This is a genomic window from Gottfriedia sp. NPDC057948, from assembly GCF_042887255.1.
Classification (GTDB): Bacteria; Bacillota; Bacilli; order Bacillales; family Bacillaceae_G; genus Gottfriedia.
Window position 1 is genome coordinate 1 of the sequence record NZ_JBHVPN010000029.1, and the last position, 24,373, is coordinate 24,373.

The 24,373-nt window shown below is 29.0% G+C and carries 24 protein-coding genes; 16 read left to right on the forward strand and 8 right to left on the reverse strand.

The window, feature by feature from the left end; genetic code table 11:
* Nucleotides 1-96: 96 nt before the first annotated feature.
* Nucleotides 97-546, reverse strand: a complete 450-nt coding sequence (locus tag ACFVRR_RS23345) for a hypothetical protein (protein ID WP_387333088.1) — start codon at nt 544-546, stop codon at nt 97-99.
* A gap of 221 nt (nt 547-767) precedes the next feature.
* Between ACFVRR_RS23345 and ACFVRR_RS23350 the strand changes: the two genes are divergently transcribed.
* From ACFVRR_RS23350 to ACFVRR_RS23385, 8 genes are all read left to right on the forward strand, one after another.
* Nucleotides 768-1,295, forward strand: a complete 528-nt coding sequence (locus ACFVRR_RS23350; RefSeq protein WP_387333090.1) for a DUF3916 domain-containing protein — start codon at nt 768-770, stop codon at nt 1,293-1,295.
* Between the two features lie 254 nt (nt 1,296-1,549).
* Nucleotides 1,550-2,077: an orotate phosphoribosyltransferase gene (pyrE, locus tag ACFVRR_RS23355; RefSeq protein ID WP_387333092.1), complete on the forward strand. Its 528-nt coding sequence runs from the start codon at nt 1,550-1,552 to the stop codon at nt 2,075-2,077.
* Nucleotides 2,078-2,125: 48 nt separating this feature from the next.
* The gene (locus ACFVRR_RS23360) at nt 2,126-2,473 is read left to right on the forward strand and encodes a DUF6054 family protein (protein ID WP_387333094.1); all 348 of its coding nucleotides are present in this window, start codon (nt 2,126-2,128) and stop codon (nt 2,471-2,473) included.
* Between the two features lie 70 nt (nt 2,474-2,543).
* Nucleotides 2,544-3,029: a hypothetical protein gene (locus tag ACFVRR_RS23365; protein ID WP_387333096.1), complete on the forward strand. Its 486-nt coding sequence runs from the start codon at nt 2,544-2,546 to the stop codon at nt 3,027-3,029.
* A gap of 129 nt (nt 3,030-3,158) precedes the next feature.
* On the forward strand, nt 3,159-3,635 hold the full coding sequence (locus ACFVRR_RS23370) for a GNAT family N-acetyltransferase (RefSeq protein ID WP_387333098.1): 477 nt from the start codon (nt 3,159-3,161) through the stop codon (nt 3,633-3,635).
* Between the two features lie 328 nt (nt 3,636-3,963).
* On the forward strand, nt 3,964-4,800 hold the full coding sequence (locus tag ACFVRR_RS23375; RefSeq protein ID WP_387333100.1) for an aldo/keto reductase: 837 nt from the start codon (nt 3,964-3,966) through the stop codon (nt 4,798-4,800).
* Nucleotides 4,801-5,034: 234 nt separating this feature from the next.
* Nucleotides 5,035-5,604: a hypothetical protein gene (locus ACFVRR_RS23380; RefSeq protein WP_387333101.1), complete on the forward strand. Its 570-nt coding sequence runs from the start codon at nt 5,035-5,037 to the stop codon at nt 5,602-5,604.
* A 273-nt stretch (nt 5,605-5,877) separates the two neighbouring features.
* Entirely contained in the window at nt 5,878-6,003 is a 126-nt protein-coding gene (locus ACFVRR_RS23385; RefSeq protein WP_268875889.1) for a hypothetical protein, read from the forward strand.
* A 24-nt stretch (nt 6,004-6,027) separates the two neighbouring features.
* On the opposite strand, the gene ACFVRR_RS23390 is transcribed toward ACFVRR_RS23385, so the two are convergent.
* The 5 genes from ACFVRR_RS23390 to ACFVRR_RS23410 form a co-directional block, all read right to left on the reverse strand.
* Nucleotides 6,028-6,276 (reverse strand): hypothetical protein, encoded by a 249-nt coding sequence (locus tag ACFVRR_RS23390; RefSeq protein WP_387333103.1) that lies wholly within the window; start codon nt 6,274-6,276, stop codon nt 6,028-6,030.
* 17 nt (nt 6,277-6,293) lie between these two features.
* The gene (locus tag ACFVRR_RS23395) at nt 6,294-6,656 is read right to left on the reverse strand and encodes a hypothetical protein (protein WP_387333105.1); all 363 of its coding nucleotides are present in this window, start codon (nt 6,654-6,656) and stop codon (nt 6,294-6,296) included.
* Nucleotides 6,657-6,990: 334 nt separating this feature from the next.
* Nucleotides 6,991-8,697, reverse strand: coding sequence for a hypothetical protein (locus tag ACFVRR_RS23400; RefSeq protein ID WP_387333107.1), 1,707 nt, complete (start codon nt 8,695-8,697; stop codon nt 6,991-6,993).
* Nucleotides 8,698-9,387: 690 nt separating this feature from the next.
* The gene (locus ACFVRR_RS23405) at nt 9,388-9,912 is read right to left on the reverse strand and encodes an LCP family protein (RefSeq protein ID WP_387333109.1); all 525 of its coding nucleotides are present in this window, start codon (nt 9,910-9,912) and stop codon (nt 9,388-9,390) included.
* Nucleotides 9,913-10,418: 506 nt separating this feature from the next.
* Nucleotides 10,419-11,165, reverse strand: a complete 747-nt coding sequence (locus tag ACFVRR_RS23410) for a hypothetical protein (RefSeq protein ID WP_387333111.1) — start codon at nt 11,163-11,165, stop codon at nt 10,419-10,421.
* Nucleotides 11,166-12,031: 866 nt separating this feature from the next.
* Here ACFVRR_RS23410 and ACFVRR_RS23415 point away from each other — a divergent pair.
* From ACFVRR_RS23415 to ACFVRR_RS23425, 3 genes are all read left to right on the forward strand, one after another.
* Nucleotides 12,032-12,613: a hypothetical protein gene (locus ACFVRR_RS23415; RefSeq protein ID WP_387333113.1), complete on the forward strand. Its 582-nt coding sequence runs from the start codon at nt 12,032-12,034 to the stop codon at nt 12,611-12,613.
* Nucleotides 12,614-13,898: 1,285 nt separating this feature from the next.
* Nucleotides 13,899-14,330 (forward strand): hypothetical protein, encoded by a 432-nt coding sequence (locus ACFVRR_RS23420; RefSeq protein ID WP_387333115.1) that lies wholly within the window; start codon nt 13,899-13,901, stop codon nt 14,328-14,330.
* Nucleotides 14,331-14,408: 78 nt separating this feature from the next.
* Nucleotides 14,409-15,404: a hypothetical protein gene (locus ACFVRR_RS23425; protein ID WP_387333117.1), complete on the forward strand. Its 996-nt coding sequence runs from the start codon at nt 14,409-14,411 to the stop codon at nt 15,402-15,404.
* A gap of 3 nt (nt 15,405-15,407) precedes the next feature.
* On the opposite strand, the gene ACFVRR_RS23430 is transcribed toward ACFVRR_RS23425, so the two are convergent.
* The gene (locus ACFVRR_RS23430; protein WP_387333119.1) at nt 15,408-15,578 is read right to left on the reverse strand and encodes a hypothetical protein; all 171 of its coding nucleotides are present in this window, start codon (nt 15,576-15,578) and stop codon (nt 15,408-15,410) included.
* Between the two features lie 1,527 nt (nt 15,579-17,105).
* Here ACFVRR_RS23430 and ACFVRR_RS23435 point away from each other — a divergent pair.
* From ACFVRR_RS23435 to ACFVRR_RS23455, 5 genes are all read left to right on the forward strand, one after another.
* Nucleotides 17,106-17,387: an uberolysin/carnocyclin family circular bacteriocin gene (locus tag ACFVRR_RS23435; protein WP_387333121.1), complete on the forward strand. Its 282-nt coding sequence runs from the start codon at nt 17,106-17,108 to the stop codon at nt 17,385-17,387.
* Nucleotides 17,388-18,893: 1,506 nt separating this feature from the next.
* Complete coding sequence (locus tag ACFVRR_RS23440; RefSeq protein ID WP_387333123.1) at nt 18,894-19,481, forward strand: ATP-binding cassette domain-containing protein; 588 nt, start codon at nt 18,894-18,896, stop codon at nt 19,479-19,481.
* An 850-nt stretch (nt 19,482-20,331) separates the two neighbouring features.
* A complete protein-coding gene (locus ACFVRR_RS23445; protein ID WP_387333125.1) occupies nt 20,332-21,168 on the forward strand; it encodes a hypothetical protein in 837 nt (278 codons plus the stop codon).
* Nucleotides 21,169-21,385: 217 nt separating this feature from the next.
* Complete coding sequence (locus tag ACFVRR_RS23450; protein ID WP_387333127.1) at nt 21,386-21,763, forward strand: hypothetical protein; 378 nt, start codon at nt 21,386-21,388, stop codon at nt 21,761-21,763.
* A 44-nt stretch (nt 21,764-21,807) separates the two neighbouring features.
* Nucleotides 21,808-22,944, forward strand: coding sequence for a hypothetical protein (locus ACFVRR_RS23455; protein WP_387333129.1), 1,137 nt, complete (start codon nt 21,808-21,810; stop codon nt 22,942-22,944).
* 780 nt (nt 22,945-23,724) lie between these two features.
* Here ACFVRR_RS23455 and ACFVRR_RS23460 read toward each other — a convergent pair.
* Nucleotides 23,725-24,198: a hypothetical protein gene (locus tag ACFVRR_RS23460; protein WP_387333131.1), complete on the reverse strand. Its 474-nt coding sequence runs from the start codon at nt 24,196-24,198 to the stop codon at nt 23,725-23,727.
* Between the last annotated feature and the right edge of the window lie 175 nt (nt 24,199-24,373).

Below are 24,373 nucleotides of genomic sequence, written 5' to 3' on the forward strand. Positions count from 1 at the left end.
CAAAAAACAGACTAATTGGACAACTATAACAAAATGCCACGAAAAATTCGTGGCATTTACTTGACGAAGTCTTTTTTCAACAGCGTGAAAAAAACATCATTTAAGTGATGTTTTTTTGTGCAAACGACTATACAAACCGATGAAGGAAGAGAAAGCCGGAATAAGAATAAAAAGACTCCTTACCCCAATTGAGTAATTCTTAAAATCCCACGCCCATTTGACAGGTATAATAAAAACCAAGGAGATTAAACCGAAAATGTGACCCATATTATAAAGATTGTCACCCAAAACGAACAGCAATAAAAAGCTGACGACAGTTGTAAATAGAACCGAACCTGCATTTTTTAGCCAGTGACTTTGTTGGTTCAACTTTGTATATCCAATCCAAAAGAATACTAACACGTAGACAACAAGATTAAGCCAACTGGAGACTGTTTCTGATTCGGGACGGTCTCCCATACTCACGCCGATCATCAGATTAACCGTTAAACAGATAATTGACAATGCAGTCTGTACGAGTAGTATTGTAATATTATTTTTAATCAAAGAGTTCCCCCCTTTATCCCTTATCTATTAATATTCGGGATATTTATTCGATCCTCCTTTTCGTGAGGCTCCTTTGGTTTATTTCTCTTTTATTTGAAAAGTAAATTTAGTTAAATCAAATAATCTTAAAATTAGAGGGAATTTGAGTTAATATGAGTAAGAATTATTTAGAAATGTGATCATATTGAGGAATCAAAAATTGAAGATATAACGAGGTATTTATGACAAGACAAAAGAAACTAAGAGGAGAACGAAGACGAATTCGTAATCTTAAAAGGGAAATAGCTGAACTTTCTAAAAACCTACCAACTCCTCGTTCAACAAGTAGTACTTATAAGGGATATGATGCTTTTCATTTTCGAATGTTCGAAATGGTTGGTGAGTTTGATTTAATTCCTAGACGTAAAAAAAGCGATTTGTTAAAAGGGATTATTAACTCTGTTAGTAATTTACATAATCTGAAAACAGTAAAAGAAAGTGAATATCGAGTAATGTGTTTCTTCTTTCTTCCACATATGGAGTATATAATAATATCCATTTTTTATACTAAAGCAGGATTAGATGATTTCTATCGAGGGCTTTATCATAGTGGTAGATTTAAAAAAGAAATGATACCAATTATTGACCCGAATTACTTACAAAGTGAGTGGCGAATAAATGTTCCATCTTATTTAGAAGTAAAAGGCTATCATTGCAAAATTGGAGCAAGAGAAAATGAAACGATGTGGCTTATTGGAAATTTATCATAAAATAGAAAAATATGAGAACCCTTCAGCTAATATATTGAGCACTAGAGAAAATCTTACTGTAATCTGAAATAAAGTGAGGAATCCCTTAATAATGGTTGGCTAACTCAGTTGTATTGATCGACTAGTTAGTCACCTTTTTTTAATGCGCTAAAAGGAAGTTTATACAAATAAATAGGATAATTTGCTTTGGAAACTTAAAGGAAATTATTGTTAAGATTAGTTGGAAACTAGATAATTTTTAGGGGGACTTAATAGTGAATAAAGCTCAATTAGCACAAGAAATTTATAATATTGCCCATTTAACAGGTGAGTTTACATTAAGATCGGGATTAGTATCAAATGAATATTTCGATAAATATTTGTTTGAATCGAATCCAACACTTTTAAGAGAAATAGCGGAGCAACTATCAAAATATATACCAGAGGGAACTGAAGTATTAGCGGGTTTAGAAATGGGTGGTATTCCAATAGCTACAGCATTATCGTTGAAAACAGGAATACCAGTAGTATTTGTTCGAAAAGAAGCGAAAGCCTATGGGACTTGCAAACTTGCAGAAGGAATCGATATTCAAAATAAGAATGTTTGTATTATAGAGGACGTAGTGACAACTGGCGGACAGATTAAACTTAGCGCTGAAGATTTAAAACAAGTTGGAGCCAATGTAAAAGATGTTTTATGTGTAATTGATCGTCAACAAAATGGTAAGGAAAATTTAAACGAAGCAGGACTAAATTTATACTCATTACTTACAATGGATGAATTAGTCGCTGTCACGAAATAAATTAATTCTACACATTTATCTCATATAAAGGAGGAAAAGGCAGATCAAATGAAACATTACTTAGAATTCACTGTAAATATAAAGCCAGTTCAAGTATCTCAAATTCTTTTAGAAGACACAGAATTAAAGTCTAATTTGATTTTTCAAGATTATAAAGTTGCTGAGGAGAAAGAAATTGCAATCCTAGTATTTCAAAAATACTTTTTTAGAAACGACAGTACAGCGACATTGACAGTTACTATTGATAACTTTAGTGGTGAGACGTATGTTAAGTGCATTTCCTCAGGTAATGGGGAAGGGATATTTGATATTGGTTGGGGAGCAGGGAAAAGTTTTATCAAACCAATCAGACTAAAGTTGGCAGCTAATATATTGGAAGTAATTGAGGATAATTAATTTTTGTAGTACGTAGTTGTTAAATTTCTGCTACGCGGACTTAAAGTATACAAACAGGATGGAGATTATATTGCTAAAACAGATTAGAATAGAAAAATGGTTAATCGAAGTCGATATTGATAAAACACGAGAATTTTATAATAAAGATATGGAAGTCTGTAACTGCTTATATTGTAAAAATTACCTCGATGCTACAAAGTTTTTTAATCCAACTGTAAACGATATTTTTGAGAAATTTGGAATTAATCCACTAAAACCAGCACATCTTTCACAATTCCCTACTGATATAAAATCGAGACATTTATACTTAGGTAATTATTATTTTGTTGGAAGAGTGTTAGAAGGCAAATTATGTTCTAATTCAAACTTTAATAAAATGAATACAATTGAGATTGAGAATTTAATATTTGGTTTTTCAGAGGAATTAGATTTTTTACCAGAAGGTTTACCAGAGCCTGTCTTGCAAATAAGTTTTGAAGTTGATATTCCTTGGATTCTTAAAGATAGTCCTGAAGATTTAGTGAAAATCAAAATAGACTATAGAAAAGATCGTTAGACTTTAGACGGAGTTTACTGTGATGATCAAACAGAAATAGTTTGGAGTATATTCACCTGATCTATCTTTAAAAAGATCGCAAGTGAATAAATTACTTCAAAGTTAAAACAACCAAAGAGGTGAAAATGCATGGAGATTTCAATCCGAAATGCCAATCAAAAAGACTACCAGTCATTAATACCATTATTTAGACAAGTTCACGATTTACACGTTTCTGAACGACCAGACTTATACAAAGAGAACCCAACTCCAGTAGGTGAAGAGGAATTCAAAAGCCAACTAAAAAATGATAAGCAGCATATCCTAGTGGCAACTCTAGGTACTGAAATAGTAGGTGTGGCAGTTTTGAAGGAAGAAGAAATACCCGAAAACTCTTTTGTTAATGCAAGGAAAATCTTACTTGTAAATAGTTTATGTGTTGATGACGCGAGTAGGAAAAAGGGGATTGGAAGAAAACTCATGCAATCTGTTATTGATTTAGCGAAAGAATTGAACGTTGATAGCATTGAACTGGGAGTTTCGGAGAGTAATCAAAATGCGATTCATTTTTATGAGTCTATTGGAATGGCAACAAAATATAGAAAAATGGAGTTTCTATTAAGCTAAGCAAAAGAGATGTCAATACCAGTATCTCTATTTTTAGTTAATTAATCACGCCCTGAATTTTTTACATAAATCGTAGCAAGGATTGGATTCTGAACAAACAGAACTCAATCCTTTTTTATTTACCTAAAATAGGAGTAGATTTAGATATAATAGAAAAATGGATCTGAAACGGTAGTGTAGCAGTAGGGGTTGGAGGCAATTTAATTGCAGCTGTTAAAAAAGGGGATTATGATCAAGTTACAGATCATGCAATTCAATATATGGAAAGGTACGCGCTGCGAAAAAAACTTTGCAGTTAGTATAAAATAAAAAATTGGAGGTCATTAAGATGCTAACAAATCTAAAAGAAACAGTAACATTACATAATGGAGTAAAAATGCCACGATTAGGCTTAGGCGTTTTCAAAGTTTCAGAAGGAGAAGAAGTTGTGGAATCCGTAAAAGCCGCAATCCGAAATGGTTATATCAGCATCGATACTGCTGCAATTTATAAAAATGAAGAAGGCGTTGGTCAGGCCATTAAAGAATCTGGAATTGCTCGAGAAGAATTATTTGTAACGAGTAAAGTTTGGAATTCAGACCAAGGCTATGAAACTACTTTGCAAGCTTTCGAAACGAGTCTGAATTTATTAGGGCTAGATTATTTAGATCTTTATCTCATTCACTGGCCTGGTGTTGACAAATATAAAGATACTTGGAAGGCGCTTGAAAAATTATACAAAGACGGTCGTGTCCGTGCAATTGGTGTAAGTAACTTTCAAATTCACCATTTACAAGACTTATTGAGTGACTGCGACATTAAACCAATGGTTAACCAAGTAGAGTTTCATCCACACTTAACTCAAAAAGAGCTATTAGCTTTCTGTAAAAATGAAGGGATTCAAATGGAAGCATGGTCACCTTTAAAACGAGGTCAGCTTCTAGAGGAACCAGTGTTAACAAAGATTGCTCATAAATATAATAAATCAGTAGCACAAGTCATCTTAAGATGGGACTTGCAAAATGATGTAGTAACAATTCCAAAATCAATCAAAGAAAACCGTATCATCGAAAACGCAAATATTTTTGACTTTGAATTAACACAAGAAGACATGGAAAACATTGATGCATTAAACCAAGATAGTCGAGCAGGTTCACATCCTGATACGATGAGAGTTGGGTTTTAAGTCAGTTATTTTAGGGGAGTCTCGTTTGAGATTTTCCTGTTTTGTTTTAGGCAATGAATAAGTCCAGAATTGTGATAGTAGAAAAACTAAGAGCCAAATTATTGGCTCTTTTTATCTATTAAGGAAGAATAGTGCTACATAAAATACCCTACTATTGAAGGAATTAATGTTTTACTCAAAATGGTACAATTATTTTAATAACAATACTGTATTTATCATTTTTAAAGGTTAACTATGAAAATTAAATTATTGTACTATTCTCCATTTTTATTAACTGTAGGAATAGCTATTTGCTTTGGTATACCCCAAACAAAATCATTTGTTGGTGGATGGTTATTTATTTCAATATTTGATTTTGCACTTTCAATTTTAGTTATTGGTTTAACGTATTTTTTTTATTTTTTATTGATAGGAACATACTTTAAAAAAACAGTCAGGTATTCTTTTCAAGCTACTCTTAGAACAATCGGGTTGTTAGGGATCTTTTTAATAGTTTCGGTTAGTATTTATAAACCAATCGAAAATATGGTTTATTTTAGAAATGAAACAAAAGCAGAATTAACGAAACAATCGCTAACTTTATTCGAAGAAAGAATGAAAACAAGAGGAAATGTTGAAAGTGTTTATCAGATTAGTAGTATGAAAGGCTGGGGTGATGTTGAGGTTAGTGTCCTTGGAAAAGGTAGGGCACTTGAAATCGATATTATGCCAATTAATAAAAATGATAAACGAAGCGAAGATTTTTATTATGTCTATAAGGATGGTAAATGGGTACTAGACAGAACAATATCACAAATATACTGAGTTATAAAATAAAGATACTGTATCATTGATTACTTTGGTAATCGTAATACAGGCTTTTTTTATTAAATCATTGCTGCTGAATATGTGGTTGTTCTTTTAAATGATCTGTCAGTTCATCTACAACAAATGCGAATTCATCGTTAGATACACAAGAACATAACCATGCTGAAAGAATTACCAAACTATATATTCTGAATACTAATTCTAAAAATATTTAACTTCATTGGTATACGAAATGAAACTGTGAATATTTTCTTATGAGGAGGTAGTGTAATGAAAAAGAAGGAACTTCCAACGATTAAGAAAATTATTGAGAAGAATAGGGAAGAGCGAGAGAGAAAGTTGAAATTGTCAAAACAGAAAACAAACGAGTTTTTAAAAAAAATCAAAGAATATTAAAAATAGGAGCCGCATTTATGGCTCCTATTTGTTTCCTATACTATTTAATTTTTCCATAAATCGTGCAGTTTGATTTCTACTTTGCGCTAATCGATCTTTACGTTGTTTTCGAACTTCGCCTATAACACTTTCTAGTGAATTATCTTTTGCAACAATAGTTCGATCACCAATTGTTACTGTTACAGCACCAGTTGAATTATTTGCATAAGCTCGAACTTTACTATATCTTTTTCTATTTCTTTCGTTTATTCTTCTAGATTCTTCTTTTAACATATAATTCACCTCTCTTATTATTTTGAATTAACCAATGGTTTTTCGCTAATAATCTTAGAGTGGGACTTTAGGATTCTATGAATATCTGCTGTTTGTAATATCTCACTTTGTCCTAAAAGTATACTATTTTCTAAGAATTCTTGCAATGTAACTTCGTCTTGAAGATTCACGAAAAACGTAATAATCCAATACTCATCTTTACTCTCAATATAAATCTTATATGAGTATGAGTCATCTGTTTGTAAAATAAGTTCATCAGTTTGAAAATAACATCTTACGTAGGGTTCATTCACCATATGGGAGTCCTTACCATTAAATTCATCTTTAAATGAACGTCTAGGATATTCTTTATGTAGTAGACTAAACTGTTCGTCTTTCACTTTATATATACAAAATGGGGATTCCATTATATAGAGATGTTGGTAATCAAGTGTCCCATTAGCGATAAATTCAATATTTTCATCTAAATGAATAAGAATCTTATTAAGGAACAGTATATTTTGTTCATACGATTGTATAGAAACCGTTTGTTGTTGGATTATTTATTTCAATATTTTATGTTGTGCTGCCAATTAGAAGATTTTTTTATCGATATAAGGAAGGTAAATGATTACTTGAAAGAACAGAATCACAAATATATTAAGTTATAAAATAAAAAGCCTGTATCATTGATTACTTGATAATCGTGGATACAGGCTTTTTGTGTCTATTAAATCATTGCTGTTGAATATGTGGTTGTTCTTTTAAATGATCCGTCAGTTCATCTACAACAATTGCAAATTCATCGTAAGATACACATTCTAATGGGAATTCTAATGCTACTTTGTTTTGTTTGTTGTAAATGGCAACAACTTTGGAACGTCGATCAAGCATTCTTGTTTTCATGTTAGACTTTTGAATTGTTATTTTTTTTATGTCTTCTAGTAAAATCTGAGAGTGAGCATCCTTTTCGGTATATCGGACAACATTGCCGACGATTTCGATTTTGTTTTTTAATAGTTTAGTTTTATAGATTTGATATGAAACGATTAAAACTGCAAATAAAGTTGTTAAAGTAATGTATACTGGGTCCATTGTGGTAAATGCTCGGTATCCCCGCACAGCTAGTAAGAGGTACCAAGTGTAGAACCATTTACTTAATTTAGGCTTACTTTCGTAATATAAAATTGAAGCATCTTCTTCTTTTTCATTTTCTCTTTTGTCCATAAATACTTGTACATGTTCTTCAATCGATTTCTCATTGAACTGTCCATCTTCTAAATAAGTACCTTCCCACATATGGACAGAATCTTCGTCTTCCTCAAGAGCATAAGCACCTACCCATGCTGGAATGACTTGGTCATCATGTGAAACGGAAGCTAAATAATAACGGATTGGTTGGTTATATGAGTTTTCAATATCAAGCTGTTTAACTAATTCGATTGTTTCAGGGACAAAATCATGTTCTTGTACGATATGAAGAAACAAGTGACTTTTAGCAAAGTATTCTTGTTTTTTCTCTTTAATAGGGAATAAGTGTTCTTTACGAATTCTGAGTATTTCCCAATAAAAGTATTCTGTGGATTCTATATTTGTAGCACAGTCCATCAGTAGTTCTTCAGGTACGTCAATGTCACGTTGAAGAGCGGCAATAATTGCGTTAGTTCGAATAAACGGGTCAGTAAATGTCATTGCTTCTTTTATAAAAGGTGTCATCTCATCATTAAAGTAATACTCCATTAAAGATAGATAGATCGCCATAATTGAACGGATTTGTAAATAGGTTTCTTTCCATGAGCCATACACAAACTTACTATCATAATCATTTTGATAAGGAAGAAATTCATCTACTTGCTTTTGATAATCCACTAATAACAATGGCGCGATGTATTTTGTTTTGAAACGGTCTAAATAATTTTTATCTAAACAGTATGACAACAAACGGTAAAAAGTAGTTTTATATTCTTCCACTTCAAATAATTCAGTATGTTTTTCTAATAGTTTAATAATGATGCCAGGATTGTCGTATAGAACATCTAATGGTAAGACAACTTGTTTGTTTTGAATATCTTGTTCAATTAATTCCAAGATTGCTAGTTCATTCTCTTCTCCGTCAAAGGAGGTTATGTATCGAAATACTTCTTCTTTAGCAGCCTTACTATATTCAGGGTAATATTTTATTAAGGCCTCTGTTAATTCAGGTATTTCAAAATCAGAGATGAATTTGATTAGATGGTAACTAGGTTCATCCCATACCTTAAATGATGTTGGATATGGATAAGCGGCTTCTTTTGCTAACCATTCCAAAGTCAATAAATTAAATTGTAGGTCATCGACTTCTGATAGTTCGATTAATTCAAAAATTGCATCATGTCGAATCGCTGGATCTGTATGTTTTAATCCTTCGACAATGCGTTTCAGTTGTGATTTATAATTTGACACAATACTCCTCCAATATCTAATTGTAAGTTTACATTTCTAACAATATTTTAATTTTATTGAAAATACTTGTAGATAGCCACTGTTAAATAGTAGAAAATACCTGATTATTAATAGTTTAGTAGAGATTACGGTTGTCTACTCAGTGAAAAGAGACCTGCAATCATTCATAACACTGGATATAATGGGTTCAAAGAAGGGAAGGGACCCTGTGAGTAATTTTAGATGAACAAGTACAGGATAAAAAATACGATTGCTTTTTATCAAACCAAGAAAAAGTTGATCCTGAAACATTAGAGGTTGAGGAGGTTAAGGTGTTTTTTTTGTGAAAATTGGGTTTTGTAGAGGAAATGAAAACCCTAGGCTAGGCCTAGGATTCTAAAAAGCTTACAGCGTGGTATTAAAAAAATTCCCCAGGTGCTAAACTATTCTTGGTACGCCAACCAAAATAGAAGCATACGGAGGAATTTTTATGTCAAAAGACAGTACCTTTTAGTAATTTAAAAACAGTTGCAATGCCTCTTTGTTCTTTTCAGCATCTAACTCCAATACTTCACCGGCTTTTTCATATCTTTTTGGTGTGAAAGTGTTGTTTATAGGAATTCTCAATGTCTCTACATCTTTGTCTTTATCCTTAACTATGTAATCAGAACTTATTTTTAATAAGTCCATTGTAGACAAGTTGGTTTGTATCTATGGTTGGATAACCCCCAACGTTTTCGGCAAACTTGCAATTCCTTTAATAGTAAGTACTTGGGATTTAATAGCTTCCAGCACTTTTTGTTGTCTAACAACACGATCAAAATCACCTTTAGAATCATGTCTAAATCTTGCATATCCTAAGAGCTCTTTACCATTTAATTGTTGAACCCCAGGTTTAAGACTGACCCCGATATGACTTTCCATTGGTTTCTCTACATTAATTGTTATTCCGTCTGGAGCAAGCTCATCAATCATTTCTTCAAAACCTTTGAAATCAATTATTGCATAATATTCAATTTCAATGCCAAAATTTTGTTGAATCGTTTGCCTTAAAAGTTCAACCCCTCCGAAAGAATAGGCTGCGTTAATCTTGTGTTTTCCATAACCCGGAATTGAAACATAACTATCTCTCATAATTGAAACTAATTTTGTTTCGTGTTTTTTATTGTATTGTAACAGCATAATTGAATCAGTTCGTGAGCTTCCACCTTTTTTACGAGCATCTTCTCCTAGCAATAGGATGGTGGTTTTATTAGGTATTTTAGTAGAGTTAAATTTTATATTTTTTTTATTAGTGTTCTTTTCACCTAACTGAATACCATTTTTATATTGATAGAAGCCATAGCATAGTGTACTTGATATTAGAATTACTAAGATTAAACTAAATTTTAATAAAAGACTTTTTCTTATTTTTCTTCCTATTAAGTTGTATATACATAGTCTCCTTTACCAAACTAAATGTATTTTAAATTGGATTTGCATACGTTACCCTCATTTAGGCACTTACCCAGTTACTCAATTTAGGGTAACCACGCCAAATTAAATGATAAGGTATAACTATTTTATATTTTTATAAATTTTGTATAAAAGACCAATTATTACCCCTAAATATATAGATAGAGTAATAAAGAACGAGGTTATTTCATTAAAATTAAGTAAAAAGAGTATTAATGAAAAAATATAAAATACAATAGGTGAAGTGATTGCAAAAATAAAAATATTTTTCATTTAAGTAACCTCTACTAATAATTGAATTTAATCATAGTTTCATCCATATAAGAACTGGTACAATATATCCCAACTCCTATACTTCCTGTTTTAATGTCTATTGATGATGTTACACCCAAAATAATATGTGCATAGTGACCATAAGCATTAGCTGTTATATCATTTTTATTTCCTTTAGTTACCTCAACTGAAAGATAACCGTTGTGATTATATGGTGCCATATTAATCCCCATATCTTTTAAATTGAATTTTTTAGCGATTCCGTTTTTATTTTTTGTGGTACTTGTTGCTCCAACTGAATGTATTCCTTTACCATCTGTGTATTTATAACTAAACTTATCGGTATTTGGAATTTTTACAGAACTTGCAGAATGGGTAATAGCAACTACATCAGTTAATTTCATATTTGGGGATTTTAGCCACGTAAACGAGTTTTTTAATAGAGTATTTCCATTACTTAATTTTGAAGAAGAAGTCGTCATTTTTAAATAACCAGTTGTTTTAGAGGAAGTACCTCGAGCTAACTTTGTTGCATTAATCTCATTAATTGCTTGAGCTTTTGAGATTTCCTCAACAGAAGGCTCGGAGTAAGGAATCTCTTGTGTTATCTTATAGTAGTTTTCATCTGTAGTTAAATTTGATCCATATAAACTTTTGAAATCATTATATTCTTCAACTGACATACTATTAATTTCATCAGGTGAGAAACCTAAATTTTGTAATTTTATGCTTTCTAAAGTATTAAATTGAACTGGACTCACTAGTTCTTCAGATAAAGTATGTATTTCTTCGGTGGATGTATTTTGAATTTCCTCAGCATTAGCAAAGCCATTTGAAAGTCCTCCAACAAAAAAAAGTGTGCATAATAGTAATAAAAAACTGTGTTTATTTCTTCGTTTGATAATCAGACTGACCTCCGATTATTTTTTGAAGTACAAGATTTGTATTTTTATTTTTTAATTAAGTAATGAGTACAGTTTAAAAACCATAGTAAATTTCCCTCCTATATATTTTTAAAATTTATTAGAAAACTAATTTACTAGATTATCTACCATAACAATCACCTCTTATGAAAATAATTTATTTATGTCTCTAATTGTAGTTATCTGTAGAATATATTCAGTGGAATTTTTGTGAAAGTTTTAGTAAAACTATACAAATTTTTACTTTTAAATGTACCTATGTGAAGATTAAATAAAAATATAGGAATAATGAATGTTAATAGAATCATAGTTGTTTAATTTTCATGTGGTTTCAATAGGAGTAAACGCAGCTGTAGATAAAATGTGGAATTGTTCACAAAAAGACAATGAGTTTTATAAAAATTTACCTTTTAAAATGTTAAGCTAATTTCGTAAACGTTTACTAAAAAACTAGGTTCATTGTTCTTTTTAGAACGATAAGCATTTAAAGCATGTTTAAATGTTCTTCTTGTTCTGCTGTAGCAAGTTCCCTAGCTCTACGTTTAAAGTTGCTTATTCAACTTACTACAAAATTATTTCTGATCGAGCTTGGACAAACTGGTATAAAGGACAAAAACTAAAAAAGGAGGAGAGGAATAGGGGGGACCCTATTCCGTTCTCATAAAATGAAAAAACTAAAAAAATTAATTGCCATAGTTATAACTATGTCGATTTTCATAGCTTGTGAAAAAATTGAATCACTAGAATCGAAACCTGTTTCTACACCAACCACTACAGAAAAAACTTCTCCAACAAAGAAAAATGGTGACGATACGATGAAAGTTGAATCGGCAGATATTTTGAAGAAAAATCCATCTGAGTTCTTATCAAATAGTAAAAACTTTCAAATTGGAGCTGAAACTTATCAGTCTGCTGAGGGAAGAATAGAGATTGATGTTAGAGTTTCAAAAGCAAAAACATACATGAAAAATGTCATCGTCTCAGGTCAATTACCAATTAATGCTTATGAAGTATTGTATACTCCCGATTTGTTGATTACGAACATTTTAGTGAAAAAATCTTTTTCAGATAAAGCAGTTTCTAAGGAGTTCACAATTTCTCCATCTATTAAATCTCCAGGAGGTATCTCTGCAGGTAGAAGTTTTAACTTATTCCCTGAAGAGACATTTGAAGACGCAATTACGAAATTAAGTGAGATTTCTATAAAAGTAAGCTGGGTTGATAAGAAAGAAAAATCTCATACTGAATATATAAAGACAAAGATCCAGATTAAGCGGCCTGAATAGGAAGCATTACCACTTTGTTTGAATAATTGACCCCGGTTTGACTGGGGCTTTTCGTGTTGTATCATGTTTTATGTTAAAAAATGTGAATTCACAAGTGTGACAAAGAGACACAACCTATTAATGGGTAAATGGGACATTTTGTCTTGGAGTAGCAGAAGTTACCCACTAAATTTTACGAAAAGTTTAAATGAATTAAGTAAATTCTAGATGACAATAATGAAATAGGTTTTTGTGAAATATCATGAAATAAATTACTCTGGAAAAACAAGAGTTTCCAAAACACAATCTATATATACACAACGTTTCAGTTCGTACAAAATTAAAAAATCTTACTGGACTGAAACAATTTAAAATAGCTAGGTTAGAATCAAATTATTCAATGCTGACCTCCGCTATTTTATTTAATAGCAAATATTGAAATACATACAAATAATACAAAACTAAAAAAATATATTGATAATTTCGTTTAGTTTTAGGCAGTATTATAAAAATAATTAAGTAACTAAAAAAAAATAAACATATTACAACTACATTTACGATACTTTTCATCATAAAACGAGTATTTAACATAAGAAATAAAGACTGCATCCCCGATGAAATAGATAGTATTCTATAAAAAGTAAAAGCTTCTTTTTCATCCTTTAGAAAAACATTCTCATCCATAAACTTCAATTACTCCTTTTTTAGTTTATCTATCAAAATAATTTTTCATTAGTATATTTTGAAATGATTAGAAAACTTTAGCTATCAAATCGATCACCTCTTTATTTAATATATATTGTTTTTAATTATAGTAATCTTGGGAATGAATTTTAGTGGAAATTTTGTGAATGTTTTAGTAAAACGTTACACATTTTTACTTTTAAAAGTACCTTTGTGAAGATTAAATAGTTTTTCAATATTTTCATAGAGTTTATTAATATGTATCTTCATTTCTTCCCGTTATAAATTAACTTATATGACAACGGAAAAAGTGATTCCAGAGGTAGCGGAATCACTTTTTCTCTAAAACTTTGTAAATGAACTCCCTTTGAGTAAGATACCATCACTTATATATTTTTGAAGTAATCCATCCTTATATAATTCCAAAAACATTTAGTATTACATCTACAACATCAATGATTTTATTTGGATATTGTTTAATCTTCACAAAACTTTCTTATTTTAGGATAATTTACCAAGTGTTTTAGTTTACTATGAAATTGACTAATTGGTTAAGTCTAAAAGGTTGTAATCTAAATTAAAGGAGGATTTTTTTTAAAAAAAGTTAGTTGGTATTGCTGCTTTGTCTTCACTTTTGCTTTCTAGTTTTGGTCTACATTCTAATGTAAATGCTGCTTATGGTGGAAAAGTCTCTTTAATAAACAAATACGGAACACCTATTTCACAAACTGTTATGTATGGTCGTTCTGGGATTGATGTTAATTCATCAACAAATATTACTTATAAAGGTCAAACATATTCAAATAATACAATAGGTCCTGTAATTGTTTATACTACGGCAAGTTTATATAACAATTATGGTACTAAAATTTCATCAGTTAGTAAGGAAGCATCAAGTAGTACTACTGCTACTGCTACTGCTTCTAAGAATTTCACTGTTGCGAAAGGAACCTATACTACAAAAACAAGTCATACTGTTGAAGTAATGAATTCTTATGGAAAAATTCCAAATTCAACTTATAGAGGTTCAAGTTCTTATAAGACAACGACTTAATTTATTAGGTAAAAATACAGTGTATAAAAAACACTGTATTTTTTATTTAGGAAATTTATGAAAATAGGAGTATTTAAGTTGAATAAAAAATTTTTTTTGATTAAAACAATAGCAATATGTGTAAGTTTATTTTTAATTTATAGCTTGTTTATTTATGGAATACGTGAGAATACAAATAATGTAGCTACAATACAATCTGTCAGCATTGAAAAAGAAACACCGCTTCAAACAAATGATAAATCATATGTGGTCCAGTCTATGACCTTGTCATCTAAACAGGGGTTAAACTCAAAGATTATACACAATCCAAAAAACAATGGAATTTTAAATTACTATTTATTAAAGAAGCAGATAAAAGAATTAGATACTCACTTTTTGGTGAACTTTAAAATGGAGAAACCAGAGGATATATATATATTAGGTTTAGTAAGTAATAAATTGCTAAAATTTAATACTGATAATTCTAATGCAAACTATTTTATATTAAGAAACAACACAAATATTACTGGTAAGTTGGATGTATCTTTGAACATAAAATTTGCAAATAAAATGGACAATGGAGATTTAAGTTTCATAGCTTTGACCAGTTCAGATTTAAAAGATTCTGGATCGTTTATTCATTTTAGTACTTTAAGTATAGTCAACAAATCAATAAAAACGAATTTTCCTGATATAAATTTACCAATTGAAAACGAGACATACCTTATCAAAAAATATCCAATTAAAATAGATCGGTTATTTGAAGATATGGATAAAGTATTTCTATTATCTTCTAAAAATCAATATACATCTAACTTTGAAAAAGCTACACAATTAGGAATTAATAACATTTCCAATAATTCAATGGTTTCTATTATTTTACTAAACGAAGAAATGGAAGCTATTTCTAAACCTTTATTGCTAAAGGGTTTAGTGGATAAGAGGACTAATATTTTTAATTATAAATTTCCTAAAAAAACAAAGGCTCTTCTAGTGATAGAAGAACCTACAGAGTCAAAACTATTAAGTCGATATAATTTTATAATGGGTGAATCTACAGTACCAACAAGTATTGGTATGTTTATTGGTGAATAGATATTAGTCTACTTTTTTCTTTTTTTGATAAAAAGAAAAGTAAACTGCAATAGATAAAATACCACCATAAAAAGCCCATATTTTTATAGCACTTTGCCACTCTCTTTGCATTAGAAAATAGGTACTTAGTATAACTACTAGAAGAAAACTAATTATTACTGCTGATTTAAACATAATCCAGCTCCTTAAAGTATTTTCTTTAAGCTTATCATATTTCAAAAGGTATATTATGGGAATAATCGAACAATATGTGAAGTTATAGGAACAATAATTTCAACTATTTCTCATGCTCAAGAAACTAATACTTTATACCAAACAATAGATGAGACGAACTTAGTTGATGATAGTATTCTAGCGTTTAGTCCTTTAATATTAGATTCAAAATCTTTTATTGATATAAGACCAAGAGCTATTGCCTCTCCTCCAGAAGGTAGTTCAAAATTTTCATATGCTACACAATAAATTTCACTACAGGAAATCAACCTCTAAAGAGTTAGCAGGTACAATAGCTGCTGGATTAGCGGGTCTATTTGTTCCAGGGTGTATGGCATCTTCATTTGCTAGTTTTGCTTAACACATTATTTCAACATAAACCCCAGGGCCTAATCGACGGAAAAGATATTGTTCAATACTATTACTCTGGAAAAACAAGAATTCTTAGACACAATATATATACAGTGACTCAGCGCGTACAAAATTAATAAAAACTTACTGGACTGAAACAATTTAAAATAGCGGAGGTTAGCACCAACTTATTCAATGCTGACCACCGCTATTTACTTATTAACAAATATTAATATACAAACAAATAATACAAAACTTAAAAAAATATATTGATAATTTCGTTTAGTTTTAGGCATTACTATAAAAATAATTAAGTAACTTAAAAAAAATAAACATGTTACAACTACATTCACGATACTTTTCATCATAAAACGAGTATTTAACATAAGAAATAAAGACTGCATACCCGATGAAATAGATAGTATTCTATATAAAGTAAAATCCTTCTTATCCTCATCCATAATCTTCAATTACTCCTTTTAATGTTTTTTTAATTATAGTAATCTTCGGAATGTATTTAGTGGAATTTTTGTGAAAATTTTAGTAAAACGTTACAAATTTTTACTTTTAAAAGTACCTTTGTGAAGATTACCTAAAAATATAGGAATAATGCATGTTAATAGAATCATAGTTGTTAAATTTATATGGGGTTTCGATAGGAGTAAACGCAGCCGTAGATAAAAATGTGAAATCGTTCACAAAAATGACACTGTATTTTAGTAAAATTTACCTTTTAAGGTGTTAAGCTAATTCCGTAAACGTTTACTAAAAAACTAGGAGATATGATATGAAATAAAACATGAATGGGAATTGCAGAAGAATAAATGGAAAAGACAACTGAGCATAATAAGTAACCATTTTAGTTTAGGTTATGACTTCATTCTACATTTAAGAAATTTTTCAACTGATTTTGTAAGGAAAACTATTGTAATGGGTATATAGTATACACCCGCAAAGCACTAACCACACCGCATTCTCTTTGCCAAGCAAGGTTCATTAACAGATGTAATTGTAACGGTAATTGTATTTCGATCTTGCTCATGTTAATGGTGAAGTTGGTAACATAGTCTTTTAGATATGGATTAATTTCACTAGCAGGGGTATTAGACTCTAACAATTAAAAAAGGGGGCATTATCATGTCTTTATTGAGGAATAAAAAAATAATTTTTTATGTATTAGGAATGGCTGTATTGCTTTCAACTTTAACGATTTCTTTGCCACATCTTGCAGCTAACTTGGGTATCTCGACTACAGTAGCTGGAAAAGTTATAACCATTATTGATACATTTAGTACTATTACAACGATCATTAGTCTAGTTGCGATTATTGTGGGATATGGAGTTATTTCAACTGCACTTGTTATTACCGCTAAAAAAATTATTTCAAAATATGGAAAAGGTTATGCAACTACATGGTAAAAGTAGCTAAATAGATATATATGTTAAAAGCTATTTTAAAGTTAAAAAGTGAAGAGGTTAAAACTATTTTTAATAGCTTGTTAATAAAATCTGAAATAAATAAATTATTAGTTAAATTCATAGGGATAGTTTTACTATTCCTATGTATTTTTCTTATTATTTGTTATCCAGTTGAGCTATTGTATCTATTTAATAGATTTAATGTCTTTTTTATATCATTGGATATTAATATACTATTTTTGTTTACATTGGTGACAATGATTAGCGGGAACAAGAATATTATTTCAACCTTACAGTATGATGTCTATAAGTTTTACGGAGATAGATATTTATTTTTGTTTTTTTATTTAAAAGAGAAAATTATGGTATTTATTTGGATGATAATTGTCCTAATCTTTGTTTTTTTAAGCTACGTTTTCTCTTACATTTCTTTAACTAGTTTTCTTATCTCACTTGTATCTATATTACAATTTATCACATTAAACATACTTTACCTTGTATATATAAAGAATAAAAATCAAAAGAACTTTATAAAAGTTTTAAAACTCATTTTATTATTATTTGCATTTGGGATGTTTCTGATATTCATTTCTTTTAATTGGTTAGGCTTTGGTCGTATACCTTTATACGCAGTGATAAATATTCCATTGTTTTATTTATGTGCCAATTTATTTATTTACTCAGAATTAATATATGCAAACGCTAACTACAGACAACTGTTTATGCAATTCAAATACTTAAGAGTTCCTTTTATAAAGATTTATGAGAAAACAATTTTATACAAGAATACTTTCCTTACTTTTATAGGCATGAATATTTTAATTATTCTTTTTTTAATAAATAAAGGATTTTATCATATACACATTTTAACTTTTATAATAGTAAATGCCTTCGCTTTTTATCTTTTATTACTATTTACATATAAAATAGTAATGTATGAATCATTTAAAGGACAAAAAAATTATTTCTTTTACTTTTTTTTCATGGAATTGTTTTTTGGTTTTATTGCATTTAACGTAATTTACATTGGGTGATTTTTATTAAAATATTAAATATATATTTTTTATGTATAATTTGCTTATTTATTCTATTTTTAATTTTAGTCGATGTACCATCTAATATAAATTCTGATTCAGTATATAAGAATATTGCATGCAAGCCAGAAAATGTTTTTAAAATATTTTCCAATAATTTAATGGCTGTTATCTTTTATATAATACCAATACTAGGAGTTGGAAAATTATTAATAGACTTATATATTACAGTGGGATCATTAAAAATCTACATTCTACAATATAATTTTGAAAATACACTATTTTTATTTCTTCCTCATTTTTTATTTGAATTATATGCTATGACAATATGGGTGTATATGTCATGGGTTTTATTCAGAGATATTTTTATAGAAAAAGAGTTGAATTTTACTAATTATATTAAATTAATCTTTTTTTCTATTTTTCTTTTAATTATATCTGCAGCAATTGAAGCTACTGAGAGGTGTTTTTTTTGATTGAATTAAAAAATATTGATTTTTTCTATCATGAGGAAAACTATATCTTTAAAGATTTTAGTTTAACCCTATTAGATAATAAAAAATACTGGTTACAAGGTAAAAACGGTTCAGGAAAAACTACACTATTAAATATTATGTTGGGAATAAACAAGGTCAATGAAGGGAATTGCTTCCTAAATTACAATAAAAGTAAAACCCTATTCGTTCCATCAACCCCGTTTTACGAACCTTATATGCTTTTAGAAGATTTTCTACTATTTTACCTTAATAAGATGTTAAAAATTCCAAAGCAATTCATCAACCTTGATGAATTAATAAAACTACTAGGATTAGAGAGTAACCGACATACTTCTTGCAAGGACTTATCTAAAGGAACTAAGCAAAAAATAATTATATCAGCTTTATTTACTGACTATCCTTGGGAATATTTGTTCTTGGATGAACCTTTTGAGCATTTAGACATGGCTACATGCGAACTGGTTAAGGACAGAATTTTCAATAGCGAATCTTTTGTGTTTATAATAAATCACAAAGAACAATTATTAAATAGTATATATGACATTGAGAGATTAGTATTATGAATTCAAAACCAATGTTTTTTATGAACTTTTCTCTATTATTTGGGATCATTTTTCTATTATTTATAGAAATTAAGAACTTTTATAAAATTCAATGGTCACAATCAAATATAATAATAGCTATATTTGCTATATTATTTGTCATGCTAATATTAATTCTTTTTATTAATATTTTGTTTAACTTTATTTTAGACAGATTTACAACATATAATTTAGATTATAAAAAAAATCAAGAAAAAGTATTAAATACTATTTTCTTAGTTAATGAAATATTATTTTTAATAACATATCTTTTATTACTATTTAATAATCAATTATTCTTTACCTTACAAAATTATAAATATATTACACCTATTATTTTTTCATTATTATTTTCTGTTCTATTGGGATTAAAAATTAAAGACATAATATATTTCAACGTTGGGATAATTTCGGCAAATATTTTTCTTATGATTTCCCAGAAACTTTTTCTATTTATAATCAAATCGTTTTAATTGAATCATTTATATGGTTGATATTATGTCAAAAGTGGATAAATTTTGATCAAAGATAAAGTTCTAGATGAATCGAAGCTGAAAGTACTGATTATTCAGTACTTTTTTATTTTATAGAAGATATAAAATGTGTAGTGAAATTACAAAAATGAGATTGAATATCGTTGGAAGCATTGTTCATAGAATTAAAGTCTTGTTCCAGAGTCATATGTTCCGAAAGAAATAAATGAGGATGTTGAACAAAATGTGAAAATGTTCACAATGATAACAATGAGTTTTAGTAAATTTTACCGTTAATAATGTTATGATAATTTTGTAAACGTTTACTAAAAAAATAGGAGATCTATCTAAGTAAAAATATGAATATCAAAAAAATATTATTTATTATTTTATTAATTATTGTCTCAATCTTTCTACTAGTTTTATTGACAGGTCAAATAACTTTTTTTAATAAGAAAAGTAAATCATACCCAACTAATGTAGTTATACCAATATCAAATACATTTCTTCCTATTAATGGGTCATATAGTCTTGGAGTAGGAGAAGAAACACCACTAAATTTCACCTATATTTATTCAAGTGATAAGAAAGACTTTTTTACTAAAATTGATTCAATCATGTTAAGTAATGAAAATGAAAATTCTATTAGTATTGAAAGCTTTAAAGTTAATGGAAGAGCTAAGATTGGAAAGTATCATGTGAAAAATTTGGTGCTTAATATTGTCGGTAAGTCTGAAGGAAAAACAGCAATAAGGGAAATAACCATACTAACTAAGAGTGGTTTGAAAAAATATGATGTTGGAGAATTAGGAATAAATGTAATTAAAGATACTTCGGATAAGCCGCTGGAAGTAGGTAACAGTTATCCTATTATTAGAGGTGAAGAAAATAATTACATCTATAGTTTACAAAATAACAGTAGCAATAAAATTGTAATAAACAAATTTGATGCGGAATTGGGTGGTGAACAAGTATTAAATATTAAACCATTCGTTATCGATGTAAATAAACAAAAAGAAGAAGAAGTTCCCATTAAATTTGATTTTCAAAAATCACCTTATGCAGTCACGGTGATTAGACCATCAATACATTATTCAGATGGAAACAAACAAAGAGTTTTACTTCCACCACCAACATGGTATGGCTTGGGAATTACAGAAGATCAAATAGAAAAGACTATTGAGTATAATAATTAACTAATATAGTTCAGGGTAAATAGATTAAATATCGTTACATATTTGCCCTGTATTTGATTATAGTGAATGGACTCAAGGAAGAGTTTTTTAGATTAATAATAAAGGATATTAATAACACTTTACTTTAGATCTAATAGATGTTGCTCCAGAAAATAGCGTGTTAAACGGCTGATATCTGATATATTAGTTTATCAAAAAAGTATTAGGAGTTGAGAAAATGAAAAAATTAATCTTTCATGGTGCAACTAATATTGAAATTGAAAAAAAGAAATTATCATTAATGACTAGAGTTCATGTTAAAAACTTACTTTCACATCATGGAGAATTAGTTATTCATGATGATGGAATTGAGTTTAAAGATTGGAAAATTATTAAATGGCACAATATTATTGATTTGAAATTGGAAAATGATAGAACAGTTAGTTCAAAATTATTCATGACTCAATCTAGACTTTTCTTCTTAGAATCAGCGAAACCGATAAAGATGTCATTAATAAATGATGAGGTTATTTACTTTTACGTTAATTGGAATTTTGTTACAGGATTAAGTGATAACAATCACATAATGAAATTAATTAAAGATAAAATCTATTAATAGATCCCTGCATTGGAATAAAAGTTAGAAGGTGACAATTTTCTATGAGTTATTTGTTGGAATTTAAAAACGTAATTGTTATAACAATAATCGCAACGATATTAGGTTCTATTATTCCTATGAAATCCCATGCTGAAGAGATTGTGAAACCAAGTAACGAAAAAACTATTAATCAAGTAAGTACACAATCTAGTTTAACAGCACAGTCTATTCTTATAGGCAGAGTGGTAAATACTAAGTATAGTCAGATGCCTATAACGGCAGTTTATAATGATGGGGCAAGTCCGATTTCTTTTGCAGCAAATACATTAATTCCATTTTACGATCTTAACCAAGAAGACGAAAATACTGTAATATTTTCAAATAATCTAGATTTTGCTCAAACAAATCGATTACTAAATTTAGGATTTACTGATTCAGAAATCGAAACAATGTCTAATGAAGAGTATGAGATTAATAAAGACTTAAAAGGTGAAGTTATTAGCACAAATACAAATTATATTAAAATTATCGAGCCTCGTGTGACTATTGCATATTCGATTTCAAATAATGAACCAATTATAAAAGAATTAGACGAAGAAACCTATTATGATGAAATTAATAAATTAAACGACACTCTAAAGTCTAGAGCAAGTAGTGATTTTTCAACTACATCTTATAAAAAAATGACTACTACTATTACCAAGTTATCATCAAAGGAATATAGATTAAAAAATAGTGTAGTCTGGTCTAAACTGCCAAGCCAAACATATGTAGATGTTATAGGTATAGGCATTAATTCATCTTACTGGGCACCTAATCCAGGTACTCAGTATGGTCAACAGAATTGGACAACCTACCCTACAATAGGAAACCCATCAAAAAGTAAAAGTGCTGAATATACCAAAGATAGTAATAAATGGAAAAAGGGAGCAGGAGGCTATGCACTAAAAATAAACCTTCCTGATAACAAGGCTAAAGGTATTGATTCGGAATATTTAAAGACGTTATCAAGTTATATGTATTATTCTGTAGGTTCTCTTACAAACACTAAAAGATTAGATGCATACGGGAATTATGCACATCAAAACAGTAGTTATACTTTAACACCTTCAATAGCTTTATCAGGGATTAGTTTTTCTGTATCACCGGCTAAAAAGTTTTCATTTCATCCGGATACCCACTCTAGTATAACTTGGTGACTATGAAAAAAACATTTTACATATATATATATAATTTAGCCATTTGGATATCTTGGTTAGTTTACTATTTTATGTATCATAAAAATTCAATACTTCAGGTTAGTCCTTGGGGAATGCATAATTTAGAAAATATTACTCTTCAAATTGCATTGATATTACTACCCTTAATCGGCTTTATATCAGCATTTTTAACAAGTAATAAAATTATATGTATTATTATTTTAATTATAAATTTATATATTGTTTATTATAATTCATTTCCATTATTCGTTAGTTGGTTACAATATTTCAAGTTGTTATAGGTATCTATTTTGACAGGTAGAAATCGTTGATTAAGGTCAGTTGTGATCATAAATACAATTTAAATTTAAAAAGAGCCTACCCAGTTGAAGTATCCCCTTATAGTAGACACGAAAAAAAAGCCTAACCGATAATAAGGTTAGGTAGTCTACTATAGGGGGATTTTATTGTGGCTTTAAAAGGAACTAAATTTAATAATTATTCGAATGAGATGTGCTTTTTACAATTTTATTTACAATAGAATAAACATTGAAAGATTTATAATGATTATAAACAGAAGTAAAAATAATAAAACATATCTAAAAGTTATTTTAGAACATATATCGATAAGCTTTGGTTTACCACTACTAGCCCAGTATATTGCATAAATCATTAATAAAATAAGAATAATTTTTAACAATATTATCACTTCATTTCTACTGTTTTTCTGTCCAATAAGGTCCTGGCTATGTCCAATAATCTTCTTTTTTATTTCTTATACTATAATTCTTTTACTAATTCTACCATCTGGTCGTAATTTAATTTATTATTAAAATCTTCTCTTTCTAAACATAAGCTATTACAAGCGAAAAAAAGATGCTCTAACCAATCAGCGTCATTACATTGCAAAGCATTTTCAATTTCTACTTCAATATAAGGGACGCTTACTTCTTTACCAATTTCTCTAAAAATTTCTATAGATTCTAATGCGCCTGGCCAATTGCGATCTTGTAATAAACGAGCTAATTTTGGTAGTGCCTTTTCATTATTTGGGTAACCGATTTTTTTGATTAATAATACACCATTTAACCAACAGGATTTACCATACTTAGGTATTAATAAATGTGTCTTGTCGGGGGTATTTTGAGATAAAATTTCAAAAGAGTCTTCTTGAATATCTTTTGGAAGTAACCAGTTTAAATTATATACATTATAGATAATTTCTTCGTCTTCTAATTCAATATAGTTTGTCATTTACTCACCTCATTTGCTTGAAGAAACGGATATAGCTTGTAATATTTTAGTGAATTTATGTGGTTTTGCATTTGCATTTTCTTTCGATGCTATCCAACCCTTCATATTAGTTGAATTTTCCGGTTTTAATATAGTAATTTGATGAATTGATGTGTCATAGAAATTTCACTAATAC

Bases quoted from the DNA above. Each gene is read 5' to 3' on its own strand.
- ACFVRR_RS23350 (WP_387333090.1), top strand. From the start codon at position 768: ATGACAAGACAAAAGAAACTAAGAGGAGAACGAAGACGAATTCGTAAT.
- ACFVRR_RS23360 (WP_387333094.1), top strand. From the start codon at position 2,126: ATGAAACATTACTTAGAATTCACTGTAAATATAAAGCCAGTTCAAGTA.
- ACFVRR_RS23370 (WP_387333098.1), top strand. From the start codon at position 3,159: ATGGAGATTTCAATCCGAAATGCCAATCAAAAAGACTACCAGTCATTA.
- ACFVRR_RS23375 (WP_387333100.1), top strand. From the start codon at position 3,964: ATGCTAACAAATCTAAAAGAAACAGTAACATTACATAATGGAGTAAAA.
- ACFVRR_RS23380 (WP_387333101.1), top strand. From the start codon at position 5,035: ATGAAAATTAAATTATTGTACTATTCTCCATTTTTATTAACTGTAGGA.
- ACFVRR_RS23385 (WP_268875889.1), top strand. From the start codon at position 5,878: ATGAAAAAGAAGGAACTTCCAACGATTAAGAAAATTATTGAGAAGAAT.
- ACFVRR_RS23390 (WP_387333103.1), bottom strand. From the start codon at position 6,276: ATGTTAAAAGAAGAATCTAGAAGAATAAACGAAAGAAATAGAAAAAGA.
- ACFVRR_RS23415 (WP_387333113.1), top strand. From the start codon at position 12,032: ATGTCGATTTTCATAGCTTGTGAAAAAATTGAATCACTAGAATCGAAA.
- ACFVRR_RS23430 (WP_387333119.1), bottom strand. From the start codon at position 15,578: ATGTTTAAATCAGCAGTAATAATTAGTTTTCTTCTAGTAGTTATACTA.
- ACFVRR_RS23435 (WP_387333121.1), top strand. From the start codon at position 17,106: ATGTCTTTATTGAGGAATAAAAAAATAATTTTTTATGTATTAGGAATG.
- ACFVRR_RS23445 (WP_387333125.1), top strand. From the start codon at position 20,332: ATGAATATCAAAAAAATATTATTTATTATTTTATTAATTATTGTCTCA.
- ACFVRR_RS23450 (WP_387333127.1), top strand. From the start codon at position 21,386: ATGAAAAAATTAATCTTTCATGGTGCAACTAATATTGAAATTGAAAAA.
- ACFVRR_RS23455 (WP_387333129.1), top strand. From the start codon at position 21,808: ATGAGTTATTTGTTGGAATTTAAAAACGTAATTGTTATAACAATAATC.
- ACFVRR_RS23460 (WP_387333131.1), bottom strand. From the start codon at position 24,198: ATGACAAACTATATTGAATTAGAAGACGAAGAAATTATCTATAATGTA.